General features: G+C 60.8%; 19 protein-coding genes. 12 read left to right on the plus strand and 7 right to left on the minus strand.

Annotated elements, in window-relative coordinates; translation table 11 throughout:
• Positions 1-42: 42 nt before the first annotated feature.
• Positions 43-6,402, minus strand: coding sequence for a hypothetical protein (locus DA915_RS07030; protein ID WP_107675494.1), 6,360 nt, complete (start codon positions 6,400-6,402; stop codon positions 43-45).
• 478 nt (positions 6,403-6,880) lie between these two features.
• Between DA915_RS07030 and DA915_RS07035 the strand changes: the two genes are divergently transcribed.
• Both DA915_RS07035 and DA915_RS07040 read left to right on the plus strand, forming a co-directional pair.
• Positions 6,881-7,249 carry an Hpt domain-containing protein gene (locus DA915_RS07035; RefSeq protein WP_003502525.1) on the plus strand — a complete coding sequence of 123 codons (369 nt, stop codon included), beginning with the start codon at positions 6,881-6,883 and terminating at the stop codon, positions 7,247-7,249.
• Positions 7,250-7,379: 130 nt separating this feature from the next.
• Complete coding sequence (locus DA915_RS07040) at positions 7,380-7,700, plus strand: 2Fe-2S iron-sulfur cluster-binding protein (protein ID WP_003502527.1); 321 nt, start codon at positions 7,380-7,382, stop codon at positions 7,698-7,700.
• 306 nt (positions 7,701-8,006) lie between these two features.
• Here the strand turns inward: DA915_RS07040 and DA915_RS07045 are convergent, their stop codons facing one another.
• Positions 8,007-8,633 carry a DUF922 domain-containing Zn-dependent protease gene (locus DA915_RS07045; RefSeq protein ID WP_031234002.1) on the minus strand — a complete coding sequence of 209 codons (627 nt, stop codon included), beginning with the start codon at positions 8,631-8,633 and terminating at the stop codon, positions 8,007-8,009.
• A 179-nt stretch (positions 8,634-8,812) separates the two neighbouring features.
• On the opposite strand from DA915_RS07045, the gene folP reads away from it, so the two are divergent.
• The 3 genes from folP to folK all read left to right on the plus strand — a co-directional run bounded on the left by folP (position 8,813) and on the right by folK (position 10,562).
• Positions 8,813-9,598, plus strand: coding sequence for a dihydropteroate synthase (gene folP / locus DA915_RS07050; protein ID WP_107675495.1), 786 nt, complete (start codon positions 8,813-8,815; stop codon positions 9,596-9,598).
• A gap of 78 nt (positions 9,599-9,676) precedes the next feature.
• On the plus strand, positions 9,677-10,042 hold the full coding sequence (gene folB / locus DA915_RS07055) for a dihydroneopterin aldolase (RefSeq protein WP_003502532.1): 366 nt from the start codon (positions 9,677-9,679) through the stop codon (positions 10,040-10,042).
• Entirely contained in the window at positions 10,026-10,562 is a 537-nt protein-coding gene (folK, locus tag DA915_RS07060; RefSeq protein ID WP_003502533.1) for a 2-amino-4-hydroxy-6-hydroxymethyldihydropteridine diphosphokinase, read from the plus strand. The genes folB and folK overlap by 17 nt, the downstream gene beginning before the upstream one ends.
• A 14-nt stretch (positions 10,563-10,576) precedes the next feature.
• On the opposite strand, the gene DA915_RS07065 is transcribed toward folK, so the two are convergent.
• From DA915_RS07065 to DA915_RS07080, 4 genes are all read right to left on the minus strand, one after another.
• Entirely contained in the window at positions 10,577-11,137 is a 561-nt protein-coding gene (locus tag DA915_RS07065; RefSeq protein ID WP_003502534.1) for a hypothetical protein, read from the minus strand.
• Positions 11,138-11,266: 129 nt separating this feature from the next.
• Complete coding sequence (locus tag DA915_RS07070; protein ID WP_107675496.1) at positions 11,267-12,346, minus strand: YcjF family protein; 1,080 nt, start codon at positions 12,344-12,346, stop codon at positions 11,267-11,269.
• Positions 12,343-13,821 carry a YcjX family protein gene (locus DA915_RS07075; protein WP_107675497.1) on the minus strand — a complete coding sequence of 493 codons (1,479 nt, stop codon included), beginning with the start codon at positions 13,819-13,821 and terminating at the stop codon, positions 12,343-12,345. Before DA915_RS07075 ends, DA915_RS07070 begins: the two co-directional genes overlap by 4 nt.
• Before the next feature lie 128 nt (positions 13,822-13,949).
• Entirely contained in the window at positions 13,950-14,426 is a 477-nt protein-coding gene (locus tag DA915_RS07080; protein ID WP_050816408.1) for a histidine phosphatase family protein, read from the minus strand.
• A gap of 302 nt (positions 14,427-14,728) precedes the next feature.
• On the opposite strand from DA915_RS07080, the gene dksA reads away from it, so the two are divergent.
• Positions 14,729-15,148, plus strand: a complete 420-nt coding sequence (gene dksA, locus DA915_RS07085) for an RNA polymerase-binding protein DksA (RefSeq protein ID WP_003496274.1) — start codon at positions 14,729-14,731, stop codon at positions 15,146-15,148.
• 108 nt (positions 15,149-15,256) lie between these two features.
• Here the strand turns inward: dksA and DA915_RS07090 are convergent, their stop codons facing one another.
• Positions 15,257-16,501, minus strand: coding sequence for a flagellar biosynthetic protein FliO (locus DA915_RS07090; RefSeq protein ID WP_192886429.1), 1,245 nt, complete (start codon positions 16,499-16,501; stop codon positions 15,257-15,259).
• Between the two features lie 235 nt (positions 16,502-16,736).
• On the opposite strand from DA915_RS07090, the gene DA915_RS07095 reads away from it, so the two are divergent.
• The 6 genes from DA915_RS07095 (at position 16,737) to DA915_RS07120 (ending at position 24,192) form a co-directional block, all read left to right on the plus strand.
• A complete protein-coding gene (locus DA915_RS07095; RefSeq protein WP_003502539.1) occupies positions 16,737-17,012 on the plus strand; it encodes a hypothetical protein in 276 nt (91 codons plus the stop codon).
• A gap of 174 nt (positions 17,013-17,186) precedes the next feature.
• Positions 17,187-19,769 (plus strand): cell cycle histidine kinase CckA, encoded by a 2,583-nt coding sequence (gene cckA / locus DA915_RS07100; RefSeq protein WP_107675498.1) that lies wholly within the window; start codon positions 17,187-17,189, stop codon positions 19,767-19,769.
• Between the two features lie 281 nt (positions 19,770-20,050).
• Positions 20,051-20,407 (plus strand): ATP-dependent Clp protease adapter ClpS, encoded by a 357-nt coding sequence (gene clpS, locus DA915_RS07105; protein ID WP_003502541.1) that lies wholly within the window; start codon positions 20,051-20,053, stop codon positions 20,405-20,407.
• Between the two features lie 10 nt (positions 20,408-20,417).
• Complete coding sequence (gene clpA, locus DA915_RS07110; protein ID WP_003502542.1) at positions 20,418-22,925, plus strand: ATP-dependent Clp protease ATP-binding subunit ClpA; 2,508 nt, start codon at positions 20,418-20,420, stop codon at positions 22,923-22,925.
• A gap of 167 nt (positions 22,926-23,092) precedes the next feature.
• Positions 23,093-23,851, plus strand: a complete 759-nt coding sequence (locus DA915_RS07115) for an AzlC family ABC transporter permease (RefSeq protein ID WP_003502543.1) — start codon at positions 23,093-23,095, stop codon at positions 23,849-23,851.
• Positions 23,848-24,192 (plus strand): AzlD domain-containing protein, encoded by a 345-nt coding sequence (locus DA915_RS07120; protein WP_162708931.1) that lies wholly within the window; start codon positions 23,848-23,850, stop codon positions 24,190-24,192. The genes DA915_RS07115 and DA915_RS07120 overlap by 4 nt, the downstream gene beginning before the upstream one ends.
• The last annotated feature ends 8 nt before the right edge of the window (positions 24,193-24,200 follow it).

Genomic DNA, 24,200 nt, shown 5'->3' on the forward strand with positions numbered 1-24,200 from the left:
CGGTCTTGTGACCGGGGTTTTGTCATTTCAGCGCCAATCGGATCAGTTGAACCGACCCGCCGCATGGGCAAGCATCGTATAGACCTTGCCGGTATCGGAGGTGAGGTAGGACTGGGTGACTGTCCGGTCGCGATCCGTGCGGGCCACATCGGCGAGCAGCTTTTCGAAATCGGTGATGTAGCGGTCCACGGCGGTGCGGAATTCAGCTTCCCGCTCGTATTTGCGCTTGATCTCGTCAAACGTCGTCTGGCCCTTCAGCGTGTAGAGGCGACGGGTGAAGACGTCGCGCTCGCCGCGCTGGTAACGGCGCCACAGTTCCACCGATGCATCGTGATCGATGGCGCGGGCGATATCGACCGAAAGCGAATTCAGTGATTCCACCATGTGGCGCGGATTGCGGGTGTCGGCCGCACGGGTCGGCTGCTGCTCGGCGCTGGCGCGTGGTGTGGACGCCGCTGGCGTCTCCTGTGATGCACCGCGCAGCAGGTCGCTGATCCAGCCGCCACCTTCTTCCCGGCGTCCGGCCGGGTTGGTTGCGACCGGCTGGGTCGGCGCAGGAGCCTGACGGTTTTCGACCTGGCGGTTTTCAAGCGGCAGGGTGCCACGCAGGGCCGGTGCGGGGGCAGGCTGCTGCGGCTGTGCCGGGCGCTGCTGCTGCACCGGAGCGGCGGCTGCCGGCTGCGGACGCGTCTCGACGCGGCGTTCAGCAGCAGGCTGGGTCGCGGCAATCGCACGGGCGACCGGCTCGGACACTTCCATCTGGTGGGTCGAACGACCGACAAGGTGGGAAATATCCTGCAGGGCCTTGATCTGCTCGGAAACGGCGCGGCGCATGGCGGCCGCACTTTCCTTGGCTTCTTCCGGCAGGTCGAATGCGCCGCGCTTCAGTTCGGCGCGTGTCGCATCCAGCTCGCGACGGATGTCGTGGCTGGAGCGGCGGATTTCGTCCGTTGCGCCGGCAAAGCGGCTGACGGCTTCCTCGACGGCCTGACGCAGCGTTTCCTTGAGGTTGGCGGCGGCGGCATTCGATTTTTCCGAGGCACTGCCCAGAAGATTGTCGACTTCCGAAAGCGAGGATTCAACACCGCCGCGCAGGCGGTTTACCAGCTCGTCGGAGTATTTCTGCGCGTCGGAGAGCGTGCTTTCGATCGAGCGGCTGGCATCCTGACCGGCGGAGAGCAGGGCGCCCCGCATGGTCTGTGCCGCCGAGCGGGCGCGCTGCTCGGTTTCGTCGAGCGAGCGGCCAATATCGGTGAAGGACGCCTGCAGATTGTCACGCAGATTGCCGGCGACATTCTGCGAACGCTCCTCGGCCTCGTTGAGCGTGGTTTCCACGACACCGACGACGTTGCGCATGGCGCTTTCGATTTCCTCGGAGCGCTTGACGAGGCCGACGGACAGGCTGCGCAGTGCGTCCTGGCGTTCCTCCAGCGTGCCGACGAGGCTCGACTGTGCGGCATTCAACAGTTCCGACGCCTGGCTCAGCACCTTCGAATGCTCCTCGAAGCGTCCGACGATACCGGCAACCTGCGCCAGCGTCTGGCCGGAAATATTCGACAGGCGGTCGATCTTTCCTTCGAGCAGACGGCTGGAGCTGGACACCATGTCGGCGGCCTGCGAGGCGGATTCGGAGAAGCGGGTCGCCGATACGTTCAATGCCTCATCTGCCGCGCCGAAGCCCTGTGCGGCGCGCTCAACGGCGGAATTGAAGTTGGTTGCCGACTGTTCGACGATCTCGGCCATGCTGTTATGGGTCTGCGACAGCATGTCCGTGCTCTGGCGGGTGGCGGCGACCAGCTTGTTGGCGGCATCGCTGCCGGCGCGGGCATATTTGTCGATGCCCTGTTCGACGGCGTCCGCCATCGCAGTATGGGTCTCGGACAGCATATCCGTGCTCTGGCGGGTGGCTGCGACGAGCCTGCCCGCCGCATCCGTTCCGGCAGCGGCATAGTCGCTGATCGCCTGTTCCACCATGCCGACCATGCCGCTGTTGCTCTGCGAGAGAAGCTCGGCGCTCTGCTGGGCGGCGGAAACGATCTTCTCGGCGGCTTCGCGGCCGATGGTGGCATATTCGTCGACGACAGGCTTGGCTTTCTCTTCGATCAGGCGAGACAGCTCCGCAGAGCGGCTGGCCAGCATCGAGTTGAGTTCGCGGGTGCGGTTGTCCAGCGCCGAGCGGATGGATTCACCGCGCGCGTCGAGGGCCGATTCGACACCCGTCAGCGTTTCGGAAATGACACCGACCTGAGAGCGGACGACAGCTTCAGCCTCGGCAACCTTGTTGACGATGATGTTGCCTGCCTCGGAGAAGGTCTGGGCCACGGCGGCGGCCTGGCCGGAGAGACGGGTCTGCGCATCGGAGATGCGGTTGACGATCTCGCCGGAGCGCTCTTCGATGGCCTTGGTGAAGGCTTCGTTCTGCGCCTGCACCTGTTCTGCAAATTCCGAACCGGATTTCGAGAGCAGGGCGGAGGAGCGGGCCGCTTCATCGCCGATGCTCTGGGTGGCCGACGTGACCGCACCGCGCAGGCTGACAGCGAGGTCGCTCGCCTTGCCTTCAATGGTGCGGTTGACGTTTTCGAGGCCGATCGTCAGCGCACGGTCCATGGTGCCGAGGCGCTCATCGATGCGGGCCGTGCCGTTATCGAAGGTTTCTGCCAGGCGGCTGGTGCGGCTTTCCAACGTATCTGCGACACGCGTGGTCTGCTCGTCCAGAATGCCGGTGATGCGCTCGGCGGCCTCGTCGCTGGTGCGGGCGAACACGGCCGTCTTGTCTTCCAGCGCGTCGGCGAAGCGGCGGCCGGCATCCTCGATCGAGCTGTTGACGTTGGCGAGATCGCCACCGACGCGGGTCTGCAGGGTGTCGAGAGATGTCTCGATGCGGGCGCCTGTCTCGTCGAGACGGGTTGTGACATTGCCGATCGATGTTTCGATGCGGGCGGAGAGGGCGTCGGTGGCCCCGCCGATTTCGCGGGCTGCCTCGCCGATCTTGACGGCGATATCACCGGCGCTGTTGCGAAGACGCTCTTCCAGCGTCGCAGCACTGCCGTCGATTGCCTTCTGCAGCGTGTCCTGCTGGGTCTCGAGCGACAGTTCAAGCATGCTGGCGCTGGAGGCGACCGTGGTGCCGATCATCATAGCCTGCTCGGAAAGCATGTCGCCCATCTGCGTCGTGGCGGAGCTGAGCGTCGCAGCAAGGTCCGCCTGGCGCTGGTCGAGCGCCGTGCGAATATCCTCATGCGATTGCGAGAGGTTGGTCTCGAGGCGGGACACACCTTCTTCCACCGTCTGGGCAAAACGGGTGCTGCCGTCTTCAACGACGCTTTCGATGCGGTTGGCCGCGCCCGAGACACTCTGCTCGATCAGGCCGCTATTGCGCTCCAGCGAGCCGGCAATGCGCTCGGCCTGCGAGCCGAGCATGGTTTCGAGCCGCTCGTGACCGCTGGCAAGCGCGTTCTCAAGCGTGAATGCGGTGGATTCGAGACGCTGGCCGACACCGGCCGCCGCAAGCGAAAGCGACGATGCTCTGGCATCCATCGCCTCGGCGATACGCTCCTCGACACCAGAAATCGTCATATCGAGCGCAAGAGTGCGGCTGTCCAGCGCATCCGCGATGCGTTCTTCCGCGCCTGCCACGATGCCGGAAAGGGCAGCGGTACGGCTGTCCAATGCGTCTGCAATGCGGTCTTCGACACCGGAAACGGCGTTCTGCAGGGCCGTGGTGCGACCATCGAGAATATCGGCGATCTTTTCCTCGACGCCGGAGAAGCTCATATCGAGCGCCATGGTGCGGCTGTCGAGAACATCCGTAATCCGCTCTTCGGCGCCGGAAACGACGGTCTTCAGCGAATCCGTGCGGCTGTCAAGCGCGCTGGCAATACGGGTCTCAGCGCCGGCCACCAGTTCGCCAAGGGCTGCGGTGCGCGTGTCGAGCGCTTCGGTGATTTTTTCCTCCGCGCCGGAGAATGCCATGTCGAGCGCCATGGTACGGCTGTCGAGCGCATCGGCGATGCGTTCTTCAGCGCCGGAGACCAAGGCGTTGAGAGCGGCGGTGCGGCCATCCAGCGTTTCCGCGATACGGGTTTCAGCACCGGCGACCACGTCGCCGAAGGTGGCCGTGCGGCTGTCGAGTGCGCCGGCGATTTTCTCTTCAGCGCTCGCCACAATGCCGGTGAGGGCAGAGGTACGGTTGTCGAGCGTCTCGGACAGTCTTTCCTCGACATTGGCAAAGGTCATGTCGAGCGACAGGGTGCGGCTGTCCATCGTATCGGCGATGCGTTCCTCGACGCCGGAAATGGCGCTGGAAAGAGCGGCCGTGCGGCCGTCAAGCGTATCGGCGATACGGCTTTCCGCACCGGCGACGACGTCGTGCAGGGCAGCCGTGCGGCTTTCCAGCGTATCGGAAATACGATCCTCGATGCCGGAAACAGCACCAGTGATGGCGGCAGCCCGGGTTTCGAGCGTTTCCGAAAGGCGGCGCTCGACATCGGCAACGACACTGTTGATCGCGGCGGCGCGTTCGTCGAGCATGGCGGCAAGGCGTTCGGCCGTGCCGGAGACGGAGCCGGTAATCGCCATCGAACGGCTGGCGAGTGCCTCGTCGAAACGGTTCTGGCTGGCTGAGAGCGCGCCGAACAGGGCGTTGCTGCGTTCCGACAGCACAGCGTCGATCTTCTCGTGAGAATTAGCGAAGGCGTCGGTGATTTCGGCGGTGCGCTGGCCGATCGCGTCGCTGAAGGCCTGTGTCCGGATTTCAAGCGCGCTTTCCAGCATTTCCTGACCCGTGCCCAGCGCAGTTGCAAGCGCCAGCGACTGATCGGTCATGGTGGTACCGATACGCTCCAGACCGGCGCTCAGCATGGTGTCGAGCGCTTCGGAGCCGCCGGCAACGGTTTCGTTGATGCGGGCGAGACTTTCCATCAGCTTGCTGTCGAGGCTGCCGGCGCGCTGGTCGAAGGCGCTGGCGAATTGCGCCACATGCACGTCGAAGGCCGAGTTGACCTGGCCTACCGTCGCCTGCATGCGCTCCTCGTAGAGGCCGGAGCGAAGATCGAGATCCATGATCGCATCGTCGGCCGTGCTCTGCAGGCTCTGGCGGAAGGAGAGGCCCTTTTCTTCAAGCGTCGTGGACAGCTTGTCGAGAACCGTATCGAGCGAACCGCCGATGACCTGCTGGCCGCGTTCGATATTGCGGTTGAGTTCCAGCGTGCGGTTGGACAGCGTCTCGTTGAGCTGGCGAGTGCGTTCCTCAAGCGCGCTGTTGAGGCTTTCCACGCCGCTATCCAGCGTCGAAGCATGGATCGCAAAACGCTCCAGCAGCACTTCACCGCGCTCGTCCAGCGTCGAGGTGAGATTATGCAGGCGCATGTCGAATTCGTTGGAAATCGTCGAGCCGGAGGAGTTCAGCGCCTGGAGCAGGTTTTCGGTCTTGGCGGCGATCAGGCTGCCCATCGCTTCGGTCGAGGCGCGCGATTTTTCGAGCAGCGCAGCCGAGCGCGTGTCGATCATAGAGGCGAAAGCCTCGCCGGTCGTGGCGATCCGCATCGAAAGCTCTTCGCCAACGATGGAAAGCTCTTCTTTAATCTGTTCCTGCGCGCCGACGATGGAGGAGCGGATGCGCTCGGCGTGATTGACGATGGCGTCACGCTCGGCGGTCAGTTCCTGCACGAGGCTGCGCACGCGCAGTTCATTGTCGGCATAGCTGCGTTCGAGCGCGTTGACTTCGGAATGAACGAGGGTTTCGAGTTCCGTCGCGCGGGCGATTGTGCGCTCGATGCCGTCATTCATGGCCGAGACTTCGCGGCGAACCGCCTGGCCGACGGACATGATGCGGTCGGATGCCACGGTTTCCGGTTCCGCAAGGCGAAGGGCGACTTCGGCCATGGAGCGGGCGGCATTCCGCAGATCGCGGGCGCGCGCCATCATGATCGCGAAGGCGAAGAACAGCATGATGGGAACGAGGATGCCAACGACGATTGCCATCAGGCCGGGGATTGCGGTGAGATCAGCCAGCGAGGCGATGTTCCACAGCGTGTTGCCATAAAGAAGATGTGCGATACCAAGGCCGCCGAGCGCCCAGATGACCGACATGATCGTGGCGTTGCGAAGCGCGCCGCCAATGGAGCCGCCTTCAAGCGATTTCAGGATCATGGCCGGGCTGCGCTTGGAGCCGTCATTGGCCGCTTCGAGATTGGGCGATCTGGGCGTCTGTTCGGCAGGCGCGCGCGCGGCCTCGGGAGCAGGGGTCTGTCTGCTTGCTTCCTTCAATCTGGCCTCCGGCTGCTTCGGCGCTGCAGTTTTCCGCGTCTCCGGCTTTTCTTCGAAAGCGCCAAGCTGCAGGGCATCTTCCAATGCCTGAAATGCAGTCTCGTCGACAGAGTCGCTGATCTTGTTATTCGCCATGCGGTTACGCCTCGTTACACATACGCCCGGCTTCATGCCGTTGACCACTTGCGATCCGCAAGCAGACTGCCGCCATCATGCCAGCGGAACATTATCCCTTGAAGAGAGAACAATTCCGCCATTTACCAAATCCCGAATTGCTGGTGGTCCAGCTTTCGGGCGAAATTACATCACTGTGCCGCAATAACAAAGCTTGAGCTTAAGCCTCGCAGGAACGGCAGTACCGTAGTGACACATTTAGGTGTTCGAAACAATTAATGCGGATTTGCGGCGGTGGCGAAGTGTCGGCTTTTTAACAGTTTTTAAACCTGAGTTTCACGCTGAACGCCTTGTTTCGCATAAGTTTAACATAAATTAACCATAGCAGAAGATTTTCGCCCGCGTCACGCCGTAATTTAAGCTGATAGCAGCCGCCCGGATGCGTGAATACGACACAGATGTGACACGAAACAGGAAACGGTGAGACAGGATTTCAGCCATGGCAGCGGTCAGTATTGTTTTCGAAGCTCCCGATAATTGCGGCGGCGCGCCTGCCACCGGTAAAAAACCGATCGATTTCGATCATCTCGCCCGGCAGACGATGGGCGACAAGGATCTGGAGATCGAGGTGCTGCAACTCTTCAGCCGCAACGCCCGCGCCGCCTTGCATGAAATGGCGGGTGCGGACGACAAGACCGTCATGGCGACGGCCCACCGTCTGAAGGGGTCGGCGCAGGCCGTCGGCGCATCCGCCGTTTCCGCAGCCGCGGCAGCAGTGGAAGACAAGGGCAAAGACAGCGCGGCGATCGCAAAACTCGCGGCAACCATTGTCGAAGCCGAAAATTTCATCCTCAAGCTCTGCCGCTGAGGCGTAATCCATCAAATTTGCCATTTTGCAAGGCCGGTTGCGTCTAAGCGCCCTCGAAGCGGGTTGCCAAGGCGGAGCGGCCTTTCTATGTGTTTAGAACAGTTCTTAGATCACATTTTGGATTTCCGGCATGACAAAACTGACCATCGTTGCCTTTGACGGCACGCCCCATGAACTCGACGTGAGCAACGGCTCCACCGTCATGGAGAATGCGGTGCGCAACTCCATTCCCGGCATCGATGCGGAATGCGGCGGCGCCTGCGCCTGTGCGACCTGTCATGTCTATGTCGACGACGCCTGGGCCGAGCGCGTCGGCGGACCGGAACCGATGGAAGAGGACATGCTGGACTTCGCCTTCGACGTGCGCCCCACCTCGCGGCTCTCCTGTCAGATCAAGATGAATGACGAGCTTGATGGTCTCGTCGTTCATGTTCCCGAGCGCCAGGGCTGAAAATTTCCGTATTGCTTCACGCAGAAAAAGCCCCGCTCACCTGGTAGCGGGGAGCGGGGCGAGGCGGGTACGCGCATGCAGGCGAGGGAGGAAACACCTGCGAGCCCTCAAGTGCGCACCGGGAGAACCGGAGACGGTTGCAACCGCCGGACCCGCCTTGGGCCGCAACCATTTCAAACCGTATGAACAAGCTACAATGAGTCTTGCCGGCCGCACCACGGCGAGAATTCACGGGTGATATAGGACATGACGTTACGTCATGTCCGTGATTTTCCCCGAGATTCTGGAAGGTACGGCCAATGACCGTCAGCGACGATTCTGGCCCTGCTCGAGCCGGTTTTTCAAAAGCCGGGTCATGCGGGCATCGAAATTTTTCGATTCCACGACGTCGAAGCGCATCTGGTCCCGGTCATGCTCGTCCATCACCGTCTGGGTGATCTTGCCGACCATTTCCTGTAGCGTCTCGCAGCTTTTCTGCGGCCGAAGCGAGGTCAGCTGTCTTTCAAGCGAACGGGCATGGGTGCGGGCGATTTCCGCATGGCGCTCCTCGTGGCGCTTGATATCGGCAAGCAGCGTATCCCAGATGAAGGCCAGTTCCGCCGTGGTGCGACGGCGGTTTTTCCATTGCGGCAGGAGAATGCGGGTGTTTAGCACCACTTTGGCGGTTCCGACGCTGCAAAGGCCGTTTTTCTCCACATAGGTGAGCTCGCCGCCGAATTTGATTTCGGTAGCGCCGGGATGGCGCGCGCCGGTATTGCGGGTCAGGGGGCCGTGCTTGGAAAGCTGCTGGTCGAGATCGGCCGCCGTTTTGCCGCCAATCGAAAAATAGGAATAGGTCTTGCGGACGATGGTGTCGGAAAATGCCGATCCGGGTAGGGAAAGTGCCATTGCGCCCGCCAAAGCGACGCAAAGAGCACGTGATGATTTAGTCATGACCCGGCCTTCCGGTTGAACTTCAAAAAGGTTTGCTGCATAGGCGGAGCGGAACTTATAAGAATTGGCATAACACTCCGTTATTCCCGAAAGGCGCGTGTTACGTGATAACAGCCGGCAGCAACGCGTGGCAAGCGGCCCATGGTCGCTCCCTGAAACTTGATGGGCGTGGCCGTATTATGGCCATCGTCAATGCAACGCCCGATTCCTTTTCCGATGGCGGCCGTTATCTTGCCGTCGATTCGGCTTTTTCCCATGCGCTGACCTGCGTGGAAGAGGGTGCTGACATCATCGATATCGGCGGCGAATCCACGCGGCCGGGTGCCGCCGCGGTGACGGAAGCCCAGGAACAGGACCGGGTGCTGCCGGTCATCGAGAAATTGCGCCGGGAGACGGATGTGCTGATTTCCGTCGATACCTACCGCGCTTCGACGGCGAAGCTGGCGATCAGCGCCGGCGCACATATCGTCAATGACGTCTTCGGCCTGCAGAAGGACATGGAAATGGCCGGCGTGGTCGCCGCCACCCGCGCCGGGGTCTGCATCATGCATACCGGCCGCGACCGGCAGAAGCTTGCCGATGTGGTCGCCGACCAGTTCGAATTCCTCAATCGCTCGCTCGAGATCGCCGAGGATGCGGGTATTGCCCGCGATGCCGTCGTGCTCGATCCCGGTTTTGGTTTTGCCAAGGACGAGCGGGAAAATGTCGAGCTGATGGCACGTTTCGGCGAGCTTGCCGCTTTCGGCCTGCCGGTTCTCGCCGGTACGTCGCGCAAGCGTTTCATCGGGTCGCTGACGGGCCGGGATGCGGCAGCGGAACGCGATATCGGAACGGCTGCGACCACCGCGATCCTGAGGTTGGCGGGTGCTTCGATTTTTCGCGTGCACAATGTCGCTGCAACGCGCGATGCACTGGCAATCGCCGATGCGGTTCTTGCCAAAACGTCGGCAAAGGCCGATGCGTAGATCAATGAGTGCCGGAATGCCATGTCCCCAAGAGGGGGCGGCTTTCTGGAGAAACAGTCCTGCCATGGAGGCGATGCGATGAGCCGCTATACCATCATCCTGAAAAACTGTTCTTTCTTCGCCCGTCATGGTCTTCTCGAGCAGGAGGAGGTGCTGGGCCAGCGCTTTTTCGTCGATGCCGAGATGGAAGTCGAGGCGGGTGATGCGCTGGAAACCGACGATATTGAAAATACCGTCGATTACGGCGTGGCCTTTGCCGTCATCGAAAAAATCGTCGTGGGGCAGCGCCGCTATCTCATCGAGGCGCTGGCGAACGATATCGCCAAGGCGCTGCGTGCCCGTTATCCGCAGATCGTCTGGCTCAGGATCACAGTGCGCAAACCATCGGCGCCGGTTCCCGGCATTCTCGATTATGCGCAGGTGAGCGTTGAACACCGTGCCTGAGAAGAAGACCGTCGCCGCATTGGGCCTTGGCGGCAATATCGGCGATCCCGCCGCCGCCATGGCAAGGGCGCTCCGAGAACTCGATGCACACGAGGATTGCCGCGTGCTGGCCGTTTCCGGACTTTATCGCACGCCGCCCTGGGGCAAGACGGATCAGGCGGATTTCTTCAATTGCTGCGCTTTGGTCGAAACCTCGCTTTCAGCGCCCGCGCTCTTGCAATTGTGCCTTGATATCGAAAAGGGCATGAAACGCGTGCGGACGGAGCGCTGGGGTCCACGCACCATCGATATTGATGTGCTTACCTATGGGAACGAGTCTCTCGTAACGGAAAGCATTGAAGTGCCGCATCCTCGCATGACGGAACGCGCTTTCGTGCTGATGCCGCTCGCCGATATTGCATCCGATCTCGAAGTCAGGGGCAAGGCCGTGCGGGAATGGCTACGGCAGGCGGACAAAACAGGCATTGTCAGCGCAAACGAAAAGCGGGAGTGGTGGACACTCCCGCTTGGTGATGGCTGAGAAGAGTATGGCGTTTACGGCTTGATGGAGCCGACAGCGATCTGATCAATATCGCGCGCCAGTGTCACGCCGATGACCGGGATCATCTGGTCGGCGACCTTGACGGAAATGGTGATGTTCATCGAATTGTCTTTGGAGACGCGGGCGACCATGGCGCCGTTGAGCTTGGCGCGGTTGATGCCGACGACGACCTTGTCACCGCTCACCTGTCCGGAGGTGATGTCCAGTCCCTTGCCTTCGGCGCCGTCGAGGAACTTGCCCTCGTAGCTGTTGCCGTTCTGGCTGATGACGGCCGACATGGGCTGGCTGAAGACGCCGACGCGGCAGGTGCCGCCGAGCTTGATGCCGGTCTGCTTGTCGTCGAGCGGTTCGCCCGTCAGATCGCAGGTGAATTTGGTGCCTTTGTATTTGCCAGCAACGATTTCGCCCGGACCTTTCCAGACACCGGCTACGGAGCGGAAAAACACGTCGTCGCGATCGCGCGATGCGGCATGGACGTCAGACATGCCGAAACCACCGCTGACGGACAATATGGCGGCAAGCCCGCCCACAAGCGAAAAGAAGCGCGAATACATGATACTTTCCCCGGCGAAGAAGCCTGTTCGATAGGCTGCAATCTACCGGCGGAATGGTTAATGCTTGGTTTATTTCACTCTCATTTGCGGCTTTGTCCGTAACCTTTTGAACCGTCAATGCCCGGTAGATCAGGCTTTTTTACCGGTTTTTCCCCCGCTTAGATCGGGTGTGAGGTCGGACATGAAATCGCCGATCCCCGGACGCTTCACCGCCCTGAACGGCAGCGGACGGCACAGATCCATCGCCGCAATGCCGATTCGCGCCGTCATCAGCCCGTTGATGACGCCTTCGCCGAGACGAGCGGAGAGTTTCGAGGCAAGGCCATGGCCGAGAACCTGCTGAGCAAGCCCGTCACCGACGGCGATCGATCCCGTGACGGCAAGGTGCGCGACGACATCCCGTAGAAGCTTGAGCATGCCGAGCGTGCCGGGGCGGCCGCCATAAAGCTCCGCCATGGCGCGCACCAGCCGCGTGACTTCAAACAGCACATAAGCGAGATCGACCACAGCGCGTGGGCTGACGGCGGTGACGACGGAGACGCGCTTGGAAGAGTTGAGAATCAGTGCCCGGGCTTGCCGGTCGAGCGGAACGAGCAGCTCGCGTTCGGCAAGCTCGATCAGATGCGGGCCATCGATGACATCACTTTCCGTTTCCTTCAGCGCCGCTCGCCCCTTGGCCGTTTCGGCCCGGTGGGAGAGGACGGCATTGAGGCGCGTGACGATGGCGCGGGCGGGTTTCGAGCTCTTGTCGAGGCTCGCTGTTTCAGCATCCGCCTTGAGAGACTGCACGGCATTGAGCCGCATGATGCCGAAGACTTCGCGGCCGACGAGGGCGAGAACTGCAAAAAGCGCCACGATGAGGGCGATTGTCGCGGTATAACCCAGCCAGTCGGAGCGGGAGAAGAGATTGCGGATAAGCTGATCCGCCCACAGCCCGAAAGCAAGCGAGAACAGGACGCCCAATGCACCGAGCGCGAGCTTGCCGAAGGAGAAACGGCTCTTCTTCGGCGTCGCCACCGGCAGCGCATTGGCATCTATGCCCTCGGGCGCCAGAAACGGATCGTCTTCGTCCGCCGTCAACGAAACCTCGGCGTCGAAGCTGCGCGGCGCGCGCTTCTGTGTGGCGGACGACCGCGTCGTTTCCTCGGTCTCAAGCGTGAAAGCCGCGGGGCGGCGTGTCTGCGGATCGTTTTGTGTGGGAGCCTTCATGCGAGCTTGTCTCCGAACAGGAACTGCATGGCGCGGTCGAGCCTGATATGGGGAACGGAAAGCCGGATGCCGCCGCTGCCCGGCTCATCTATGTTCGGCGGGCGGAAGCGCACGACATTGACGTCGGGCAGCGATGCCTTGTCGCCATCCCGGTCGATGCTGCGGAACAGCGGTTCCGGATCCTCGGGCAGGTCGCCGGGAAAGATCGCCGTCTTGCGATTGCCATCGAAGGTCTCGCCATTGATGGTTTCACCTGCTATCGGCGTGCCGACGATGACAGGCAGCTCGTGGCCGTCCTGGCGCACGCTCGCCTCGCGGGTGGCGCGCACGGAAGCCAGCGCCATGACCTCGATGCCGGCGCCGTTCATGCCGATTGTCGTGATGGCGCGGTCCACCAGACGGCGGGTCAAGCGCTCCAGCCGGTCATGGCTTTCATGGTGCAGATGGTCGGCCTTGGTGGCGGCAATCAGCACCCTGTCGATTCGCCTGCCGATCAGCGACGACAGCAGGCTGTTGGTGCCGGGGCGGAAACAGGCAAGCACATCACCGAGCGCACGCTCCAGATCCTGCACGGCTTCCGGCCCGCGATTGACGGCCTGCAGCGTGTCGATCAGGACGATCTGCCGGTCGAGGCGGGCAAAATGCTCGCGGAAGAAGGGTTTGACGACGATCGACTTATAAGCGTCGTAGCGCCGTTCCATCATGGCGCGCAGCGAGCCCTTGGGCGCTTTCTCGTCGGTGAGGCCCGGAAGCGGCGCGAAGGTCAGTGCGGGCGACCCTTCCAGATCGCCGGGCATCAGGAAACGGCCGGGCGGCAGGGTTGAGAGTGATCTCTCGTCGGACTTGCAGGCTTTCAGATAGGCCGCGAAACTTTCGGCCAGACGTCGGGCCGTCATCTCGTCTGCCGGCGCGTTGATGTCGAGCGAAGACGCGATCGCCAGCCATTCCTGCGCCAGTTCGGCACGAACGCCGCTTCCGGCAAGGGCGACGGTCGCATCGCTGAACTGTTTGTAATCCTGCGATAGAAGCGGCAGATCGAGCAGCCATTCGCCGGGATAATCAACGATATCAATGGAAAGCTTGCCGGCGGAAAACCACCGGCCCCAGCCGCTGGCGCTCTGGTAATCCAGCGTGATCCTGAGTTCCGATATCGCCCGCGTCGAATCCGGCCACAGCCGGTCGCGCACCAGCGCCTGAATATGATCCTCATATTGAAAACGGGGAATGGCGTCGTCCGGCTGCGGTTCAAGACGCACATTCGAGACGCGCCCGGACCGCATGGCCTCGAACAGCGGCAATCGCCCGCCATTCAGAAGATTGTGGACCAGGGAAGAGATGAAAACCGTCTTTCCCGCCCGCGAAAGGCCGGTGACGCCAAGCCGCAATGTCGGATGGGTGAGGTTGCTCGCACGGTCGGCCAGATTATCGAAAGCGATCAGCGCGCTGTCTGTCAGGGACGTAAGAGAAGGCGACAATGGCAGTTTCCTGGCTGTGTTTAACGGTCACCGCTGCAATATAGGGAGCTGCGGCTGCCCAAAAAAGAAGCGCTTCAGCGGATTTTCAGAAGGCCGCTCTGCAAAATTCTTATGAAAGGCCGCAGCGATTATTTGCCCGGTGCGAGGAAATCGACCAGCCGCCAGCGATTTTTACCGTTTGCGGCGCTGTCATCATGGTCGAGAACTGCAAGGCCCGATGTCGGAAAGCCCGAGGGCAGGGCGGCATGCAGCAGGTCCTCGCCGATCATCGCCTCCAGCGTCGCCTCCATGGTGGGGTTGTGACCCACCAGCATCACCGACGGCGCCTCCGCCTGAGCGGCAATAAGCGACAGATAGGTCTCGCTGCGCGCATTATACATCTCATCGACGTAGAAGATGTCTATGCCTTCGTTGAAGGCCCGTTGCCAGGCCTGCGTGGTTTGCCGGCAGCGCGCGGCCGTGGATGACAGAAGCAGATCGGGGCGGTAATGCCGGTCGGCGGCAAGGTCGGCGATGACCTCCGCCTCGGCAAAACCGGCTTCGTTCAATCCCCGGTCGAAATCCCGTTCTCCAGGTGCCGCCCAGGCGGCCTTGGCGTGGCGCAGAAGATAAACTCGGCTCGGGGAAGATGCTGTCAAGGGCGGGGACCGGCGTTCGAATGTCAGGGCACGGTATGAATGCTACAGGATAGGGTTGCAGGACCGCAAGTCCTCTTTCCTGTTGGTAAGTCGCGTTGACGTGATTGAAGAAGAGTTCGCTTCAATACGAATAAAGAATAAAAATTAGTCATTTAGATGATTTTTGTGTCAGTTTTAAAAATGCCTGAAAACTGATCTGCAGACTTGAATCGGCCACTATCATTGGAGTATACACCGCCGCATTGAGATGTTCTTCGAGGAGAATCGCGTTGAGTGAGAAGATCGATCTTAGCAAATATGTGCTCTCGGAAGACGATGAGTTCATGAATGCCAGCCAGCGGGCGTACTTCCGCGCGAAGCTGGTCGCCTGGAAAAATGACATCCTTAGAGAAGCGCGCGAGACCCTCGGACATCTCGCTGAAGAAAGCGCCAACCACCCTGATCTCGCTGATCGGGCTTCTTCCGAAACGGACCGGGCGATCGAACTTCGCGCCCGCGACCGTCAGCGCAAGCTGATTTCAAAGATCGATGCAGCCCTTCAGCGGATCGAAGACGGCACTTACGGTTACTGTGAGGAAACCGGCGAGCCTATCGGCCTCAAGCGTCTGGACGCCCGCCCGATTGCAACGCTCTCCATCGAGGCGCAGGAGCGTCACGAGCGTCGCGAAAAAGTCTACCGCGACGAATAAGGCGCTGCGGCAAGCAAGCCTTCAAATCGCAGACAAATAAAAAGGGCACGGAATTCGCTTCCGTGCCCTTTTTCTATTTCGAATTTCTGGTCGAAAGGCCCGAGCCCGTCAGCGGTCACGGGTAACGGAAAGTTCTCCGAAGATACGCGCCATTTCCTTCTGCATGTCTCCATCCGGTGAAGCGCCGGTGACAGGCGGGGAGGCGGGCTGGGTCTTGGCCTGCTTTTCCGCGACAGGGGCGATGGACGGTTCGTTATCCGCCTCCTTGCTCTTGGCGATCTCCGCCTCGAGGAAGCTCTCGAAATCGCTGGCGAGCTCGTCGGAAAATTTCGGCTCGGCGTCGTTGGAAGCCACAGCCGGATTTTCAGGTCTGGGCGGAAACGGTGCGGGGGACGTCGTCTGCCCTGGATTCAGGTCGGGAAGGACACGCTCCCGGGCCGCGTCGAGAAAATCAGCGGCGATGGATTGGTCGATCACCGGCTCGCGTGCGGCAAAAACCGGCGGGGCGAATTCCGCAGTCCGTTCTTCCGCCTTTGCCTGTACGGGCGTCTGTGCCGGGATCGGCGGTGCAACGGGTGCCGGGGCCGGCATGACAGGTTCGGCACGCCTGGGTTCCGTCCGGGCTGCAGCCATGTCTAGCGATGCAGCCGCCATGTGCAAGACGGCGGCAGCCGGAGCCGCAGCAACGGGTATTGGCGGCGGCGTGGGCCGAACTGTCTCCCGCTCGGGCGCGGTCTGTCTTGCCGGCGGAACGGGTTCGCGCGCCGTCACAGGCGTGGAGACGGGTTGCGGCTGGGTTGATGGGCGTGGCGGAACCTGGGCGGCGGCGGCTGCAACTGGTGCGGGACGCGGCGCAGGTGCCGGCGGCTCCGGCCGTTGTGGTTGCCTTGCGGGTTCTTCAGGCACGGAAACGGGGGCCGCCGCGGTAACGGGTTGCTGTTGCGGCAGGGCGGGGCGACGTTCCTGCTGGATCGTCGGCTCGGCTCTCTTCTGTTCGCTTTCCTGACGCGGCAGCGCCTTCAGTTCCGGCTCCTGCACATCCCTGACGATTGGGATCGCGCCTATGCCGCTTTCGATGACGATATCCGTCGGGCCGCCGATCATGACCAGATGCTCGACATTGTCGCGGCGCACCAGCACCAGACGGCGGCGCGCATCCACGGCCGTTGCGTCGAGAACCTGTAGGCGCGGCTGCCGGTTGCGCCCGCCTCGAATGAATGGTGCCGAACCGCTGCGTCTGCGCATAAGCCACAGCGCAATCGCCAGAATGAGCAGGGCCACGCCCACACCAACAACGGCGACGATGAGACGGTTTCCATAGGTGCCGATAAAATCTTCCATCATGGAGATCATCCCTTCAGATTTTCTGGCTTTTTAATTTCTTGGGCAATTAATATTGCCGTGGTTCTTATATTGTGAACATCAAGCAGGAAAAGACGATTTTTTTGGGCGTGATACAAGGTTTATTCATTTCGCCCCACAGGATTGCCGCCTCAAACGTGAAGACGCCACCAAAGCGCCTCATCTCGTCCTTCAATGCTGAGAGACAGTGAAAGTTGCAATTCTTTTGACGAAGGAGCGGTTCTGAATGTTCCAAGCATTGCGCATTGACGGCTCCCTTGCTCGGCATTTCATTATTGTTTTGCTGTTGCTATCCTCTTTCGCGTTCCCGCATTCGATCGTGAGGGCCGAAGACAAGGCGCCGGATAACGTAGCGACCATGGCGGAGTTCGTGCGCGATAATCCCTCCTGCCTCGACTTCACTGACGGATGCTCGGTTTGCACCGTCGCTGACGGCAAGATCGTCTGTTCCGCGCCACGCATCCAATGTCAGGTGAAGGAGCTTACCTGTACCAGGCAGTAGTCTCTCAACGCTTTTATACACCTTTCAGGCCGTTTTCGCTGTGCGTTTTTAAGCCTTTGTGTCCTGGCGGAGCTTTTTGCCGGTCAAGCGAGTTGCTACAAGAAATTCTGCTGCCCGATTCCGTCAAGGAAATAAGGCTGACCGAATGACGACCTGCACGACTGCGAGGCCAAGATGACACGGGTGCGCGAGACAAGCGACAACGACCTTCCGCTGGTGGACAGGCGTGCCCGTTCCGGCACGGTGCTGCGTATTCTGCTTCTGGCGCTGGTTCTGATCGCGGCTGCCGCCGCCTTTGTCTATTTCAAGGATTCGCTGGAAAACGAAATCGTGCTCGGCATTCTCGGCGTGCTGGCGATGATGGGCATCTTCTTTCTGGTGTCGTCGATCATTGGCTTCATCGAGGTCATGCCGCAGTCGCAATCTGACGGACTTGCCCGCCGCTTCCTGTCGGCTCACCCCGAAGGCACGCTGATCACCGATGCCAAGGGGCATATGGTCTATGCCAACGCAACCTATTGCCGCATGAGCGGCACCACGAAGGCGAGCGATATCCAGAGCCTCGAGACGCTTCTGTCGCGCAGCCGGGAATCCACCGAAGCGCTTTACCGGCTCATCAACGTGCTGCGCGAAGGCCGCGATGGCTACGAAGAATTTCGGCTGCTGAAACCGCTGGGCGGGGATTCCAATGCGGGGCCGCACTGGTACCGGCTGAAGGGCCGGGTGCTGAAGGATGCGGGCGGCGAGGGGCTGCACGTCTTCCAGATCGCCGACATCACGCCGGAGCGCGAGGATCAGGAGCGCTTTTTCCGCGAATTGCAGAATGCCATCGATTACCTCGATCATGCCCCGGCCGGTTTCTTTTCCGCCGGGCGCAAGGGCGAGATCGTTTATCTGAACGCCACCCTGTCCGAATGGCTCGGCATAGATCTCGCGCAGTTTTCACCCGGTTCGATGACCGTTTCCGACATCGTCGCCGGCGAAGGCATGGCGCTGATCGAATCCGTCCAGCCCCAGGGTTCTGCCAAGCGCACCGAAATCCTTGATCTCGACATGCGCCGGGTGAATGGCCAGAGCATGCCGGCCCGCCTCGTGCATCAGGTCACCGCAAAGGACGGCGCGCCGGGTGAGAGCCGGACCATTGTGCTTATGCGTCCGAAGGGGCAGGAGGACACCGAATCCTCCTCCGCCATGCGCTTTACCCGCTTTTTCAACAACACGCCGATGGCGATTGCCTCGCTCGACGGCGATGGCCGCATCCTGCGCATCAACGCGCCTTTCCTCAAGCTGTTCTCCGGCGTTGTCGGGCGCGATGATATCGACCGTGGCGTGGCGCTTGAAACCGTGCTTCACGACAACGAAAAGCCGCGGCTCGAACAGGCGCTGGCCGAAGCCAAGGATCGTCAGGGCGATATCGCGCCCTTCGATTCCCGTCATCCGAGCGACGAGGGCAGGCATTTCCGTTTCTACGTCAATGCCGTGATCGATCAGGATGATGAAGCCCCGGAAGAGGTGGCGATCGTTTACGCTATAGAGGTGACCGAGCAGAAGGCGCTCGAAACCCAGATGGCGCAGACGCAGAAGATGAATGCGGTGGGCACGCTCGCAGGCGGCATCGCCCACGATTTCAACAACGTGTTGACCGCCATCCTGCTGTCGTCCGACCATCTGCTGCTGCAGGCGAGGCCGGCCGATCCGAGCTTTGCCGACCTCATGGAGATCAAGCGCAACGCCAATCGCGCAGCGGTGCTGGTGCGCCAGCTGCTGGCATTCTCGCGCAAGCAGACCATGCGTCCGGCCATCCTCAACCTGACTGACGTGATCGGCGATCTGCGCATGCTGGTCGACCGGCTGATATCAGGCACCAATGTCAAGCTGGAAGTCGATTACGGCCGTGATCTGTGGCCGGTGAAGACCGACCTGTCGCAATTCGAGCAGGTGCTCATCAATCTCTGCGTCAATGCGCGTGACGCCATGCCTGACGGCGGCAAGATCACCATCAGGACGCGCAACGTCGACGAGAAAGAGATCGCAGCGCTTGGCCGTCCGGAATTCCCGGCCGAAGACATGGTGATGGTGGAAGTTGCCGATAACGGCACGGGTATTCCGCCCGAGATCATGGACAAGATTTTCGAGCCCTTCTTCACCACCAAGGAAGTGGGCAAGGGCACGGGTCTTGGCCTCTCTATGGTCTATGGCATCGTCAAGCAGTCGGGCGGTTACATCTATCCCGAATCGGAAGTGGGCAAGGGCACTGCCTTCCGTATCTACCTGCCGCGCCATGTGGTGGAAGCCGTTGCCGGCCAGCAGCCCGGTCAGGCGGCTCTCGCCCCCGTGGCCGCACCCGAACCCGTGAAGGAAGAGCCGCTGGACCTGACCGGCAACTCCGCCGTCGTGCTTCTGGTGGAAGACGAGGAGGCGGTGCGGCGCGGCGGCAAGCGCATGCTGGAAACCCGCGGCTACACTGTGCACGAGGCCGGCTCCGGCACCGAGGCGCTTGAGGTGATGGAGGAACTGGAAGGCAAGGTCGATATCGTCGTTTCCGACGTCGTGATGCCGGAAATGGATGGTCCGTCGCTGCTGAGAGAGTTGCGCAAGTCCTACCCCGATCTGAAATTCATCTTTGTTTCGGGTTATGCCGAGGATGCCTTTGCAAAGAACCTGCCGGCGGACGCCAAGTTCGGTTTCCTGCCGAAACCGTTCTCGCTGAAGCAGCTCGCCATCGCCGTTCGCGAAATGCTTGACGACAAGGAGTAAGGCCGGCGGCGGCGAACCGGATTCGGCAGGCTGAGACCTGTCGTACCCGTTTGCATTCGGCCTGAAAACGTGCCGCCAATGCTGGCTCATGTCTTCCCGCGCTTTAGCTGCCTCCATATCCGCACTTTTCCCGAGGTTTGCCTCTTCGCAAACGCAATAGTGATTGCACCGTTTCGCAAGGGGCTTAAAATCGCGTCTTAACGACCTAGATATGAAGAGGCGAAGTTCTCCCTCCTGGCAAAGAACTGTCGGTTTGAGAACAGTTTGGAGAATGATGAAAGATGATCGCTAAGCCGATCTACATGCAGGGCGAGGGCGAAGGGGAAGACGGCGGCGGCACCAACCGCGGAACGTCTGTTATCACCCGCGTCAAGCCTAAGACGAAAAGACCGAATTTGTACCGTGTTCTTTTACTGAATGACGACTACACTCCCATGGAGTTTGTCATCCATATTCTGGAGCGTTTTTTCCAGAAGGATCGCGAAGCGGCAACCCGTATCATGCTGCACGTGCACCAGCACGGCGTGGGCGAATGCGGGGTGTTTACATATGAGGTCGCAGAGACGAAAGTAAGCCAGGTCATGGATTTCGCCCGACAGCACCAGCATCCGCTGCAATGCGTCATGGAAAAGAAATGAGGATCGCAACGTGCCAACTTTTTCCCCGAGTCTCGAGAAGGCGCTGCACCAGGCACTGACCTTTGCAAATGAGCGTCACCACGAATATGCGACGCTTGAACATCTCCTTCTGGCGCTGATCGACGACGCGGATGCCGCTGCCGTGATGGGCGCCTGCAACGTCGATCTCGATGCGCTGCGCAAGACTGTCAGCGATTACGTCGACAACGAACTGACCAACCTCGTGACCGGTTACGACGAGGATTCCAAGCCCACATCCGGCTTCCAGCGGGTCATCCAGCGGGCCGTCATTCACGTGCAATCATCCGGCCGCGAGGAAGTGACCGGCGCGAACGTGCTCGTCGCCATTTTCGCCGAGCGCGAAAGCCACGCCGCCTATTTCCTGCAGGAGCAGGAGATGACCCGTTACGATGCGGTCAATTACATCTCCCACGGCATCGGCAAGCGTCCGGGCACGTCGCAGACGCGCGCGCCGCGCGGTGCTGATGAGCCCGAAGGTGAAAACAAGGCGAGCCGCAGCAATCCCGAGGAAGAGGGATCTTCCGCCAAGAAGCAGCAGGATGCGCTGAAGGCCTATTGCGTCAACCTCAATGAAAAGGCGAAAAACGGCAAGATCGATCCGTTGATCGGCCGTCACGACGAGGTCAACCGCACGATCCAGATTCTCTGCCGCCGCTCCAAGAACAACCCGCTCTATGTGGGCGATCCCGGCGTGGGCAAGACGGCGATCGCCGAAGGTCTGGCCAAGCGTATCGTTGAAGGCAAGGTGCCGGAAGCGCTCGCCAATGACACGATCTTCTCGCTCGACATGGGCACGCTGCTCGCCGGAACCCGTTATCGCGGTGATTTCGAAGAGCGTCTGAAGCAGGTCGTCAAGGAACTCGAAGAGTATCCGGGCGCGGTTCTGTTCATCGACGAAATCCACACCGTCATCGGTGCGGGCGCAACGTCCGGCGGTGCGATGGATGCTTCGAACCTCCTGAAGCCGGCGCTGTCGTCGGGTGCGATCCGCTGCATCGGTTCGACCACCTATAAGGAATATCGCCAGTTCTTCGAGAAGGATCGTGCGCTTGTGCGCCGCTTCCAGAAGATCGACGTCAACGAGCCCTCTATCGATGACACCATCGCGATCATGAAGGGCCTGAAGCCCTATTTTGAGGAATATCACCACCTGCGATATTCCAACGATGCGATCAAGGCGGCCGTTGAGTTGTCGGCCCGCTACATTTCCGACCGGAAACTGCCGGACAAGGCAATCGACGTGATCGACGAAACCGGTGCGGCGCAGATGTTGCTGCCAGCGTCCAAGCGCCGCAAGCTGATAACCGAAAAGGAAATCGAGGTCACCATCGCGACGATGGCCCGCATTCCCGCGAAGACGGTTTCCAAGGATGACGAGATGGTCCTCGCCAACCTTGAAAAGGAACTGCGCTCGGTCGTCTACGGTCAGGACATCGCCATCGAGGCGCTTGCCACGGCCATCAAGCTGGCGCGTGCCGGCCTGCGCGAACCGAACAAGCCGATCGGCTCCTATGTCTTCTCCGGCCCGACGGGCGTGGGCAAGACGGAGGTGGCCAAGCAGCTTGCCGCCTCGCTTGGCGTCGAGATGCTACGGTTTGACATGTCGGAATATATGGAACGCCATACCGTGTCGCGTCTGCTCGGCGCACCTCCCGGTTATGTCGGCTTCGATCAGGGCGGTCTTCTGACCGACGGCGTCGACCAGCATCCGCATTCCGTGGTGCTGCTGGACGAAATCGAAAAGGCGCATCCGGATATCTACAACATCCTGTTGCAGGTGATGGACCACGGCTCACTGACCGACCATAACGGCAAGAAGATCGACTTCCGCAACGTCATCCTCATCATGACGACCAATGCGGGTGCGTCCGAAATGGCGAAATCGGCGATCGGTTTCGGCTCTTCGCGCCGCACGGGCGAGGATGAAGAGGCGATCAACCGCCTGTTCACGCCGGAGTTCCGCAACCGTCTGGATGCGATCATTCCGTTCTCGCCGCTGCCGACTGCCGTTATCCACAAGGTGGTGCAGAAGTTCGTCATGCAGCTGGAAACCCAGCTCTCCGAGCGCAACGTCACCTTCGATCTGCATGAAGATGCGATCTCGTGGCTGGCGGAGAAGGGTTACGACGAAAAGATGGGCGCACGCCCGCTGTCGCGCGTGATCCAGGAGCACATCAAGAAGCCGCTCGCCAACGAAATCCTCTTTGGCAAGCTCAAGAAGGGCGGCGTCGTCAGCGTCACCGTCGGCAAGAAGGATGACGGCTCCGACGGCCTCAAGCTTGAGGTTCTACCGGAGACCGCGCCCGTTAAGCCGCAGCCGGAGGCCGAACTGAAGGCGGCCAAATCGCCGGGCAAGGCAAAGGCAAAAACTGCTTCCAAGGCGGCAAAAGCCAAGGAAGAGGCGGATGTCCTTGTTGCCGAGGCCGATAAGTCTGATGAGGCCAGCAAGCCGCGGCGCAAGACCAATACGGTGCCGAAAGTGCCGAAGAAAAAATGATCACGGTCTTTGATCGATAAACCGGTGCCGGGCGAAAGCCCGGCATTTTCATGTATGAAATGCGTCGCGTTTTACCTGATACCTGCGACGCGTTTCATTTTTGTTTCATGCATGACGTTACCCCGAGGCCACGGCATTCTCGGGCGACATGCTCGAGTGGGTCAGCAATGCACACTGCCGACAGCGATACCATCCCATTGCGCGGCTGGTTTTTCCGGGGGATGCGGGGCATATTCTCGCTGCCCTCGCTCATTCTCATGACATCTTTCGTCGGTTTCAGCGCTTTCGCACTCGAATCCGGGGTTGCGCGCGGCGAAGCGGTGTTCATGACGCTTGTCATCTGGGCCTTGCCGGCCAAGATGATCCTGATTGGTTCCATGGTCGGCGGCGCCAATCTCGCCGCCTGTTTTCTGGCGGTGACGCTGTCTTCGGTCCGGATGATGCCGATGGTCGCCTCCATCGTTCCGGAAATGCGCGGCGCGAAGACGCCGACATGGATTTTACTGTTCCTCTCACACTTCGTTGCAATCACCGCCTGGGTCTTTGCCACGCAGAATCTTTCCAAGGTGCCGCGTGAAGCCCGCGCCGCCTGGTTCGCCGGTTTCGGTATTACGCTCACCGTGGTCAATGCCATCATCGTCGGCCTGTGTTACGGCATCGTCGCCGCCTTTCCGCCTCTTGTCGCCGGCGTGCTGTTTTTTCTCACACCGGTCTATTTCGTGGCATCTATCTGGGCTTCGGCCCGTCATTCCGTCGTCAAGGTCGCCTTCGTCATCGGCGTCATCGCCGGACCCGCCTTCGCGGTGATTGCACCGGAATTCGACATTCTCTATGCCGGGATCGGCGGCGGTACGGCGGCCTATCTGATCGACCGCCTGGTGTTTCGTCGCCGGATAAAGCCCGTCTCGCCGGAGAGCGAACCATGATGACCGAACATTGGTGGGCGCCCTATCTTTTCATCGCGATTGCCGGCTGGCTGGCGACCGATCTCTGGCGCTGGCTCGGCGTTCTCGCCGGTAACCGCCTGAAGGAGGATTCCGAGGCCCTGCACTGGGTAAGGGCGGTTGCCACCGCACTCGTCATGGCCGTCACCGCCAAGCTGATCGTCTTTCCAACCGGTACGCTTGAGGCGTCACCCCTATGGCTGCGCATCGGCGCTGCCACACTCGGTTTCATCGCATTTCTGCTGGCGGGCCAACGGGTCATCGTCGGTGTAGCGGTTCCGATCCTGTTTCTGGCGGGTGGATTGTTCGCACTCGGTTTCTGATGCTCGCT

Source organism: Agrobacterium sp. LAD9 (assembly GCF_003031125.1).
In the GTDB taxonomy this organism is placed as follows: domain Bacteria; phylum Pseudomonadota; class Alphaproteobacteria; order Rhizobiales; family Rhizobiaceae; genus Agrobacterium; species Agrobacterium radiobacter.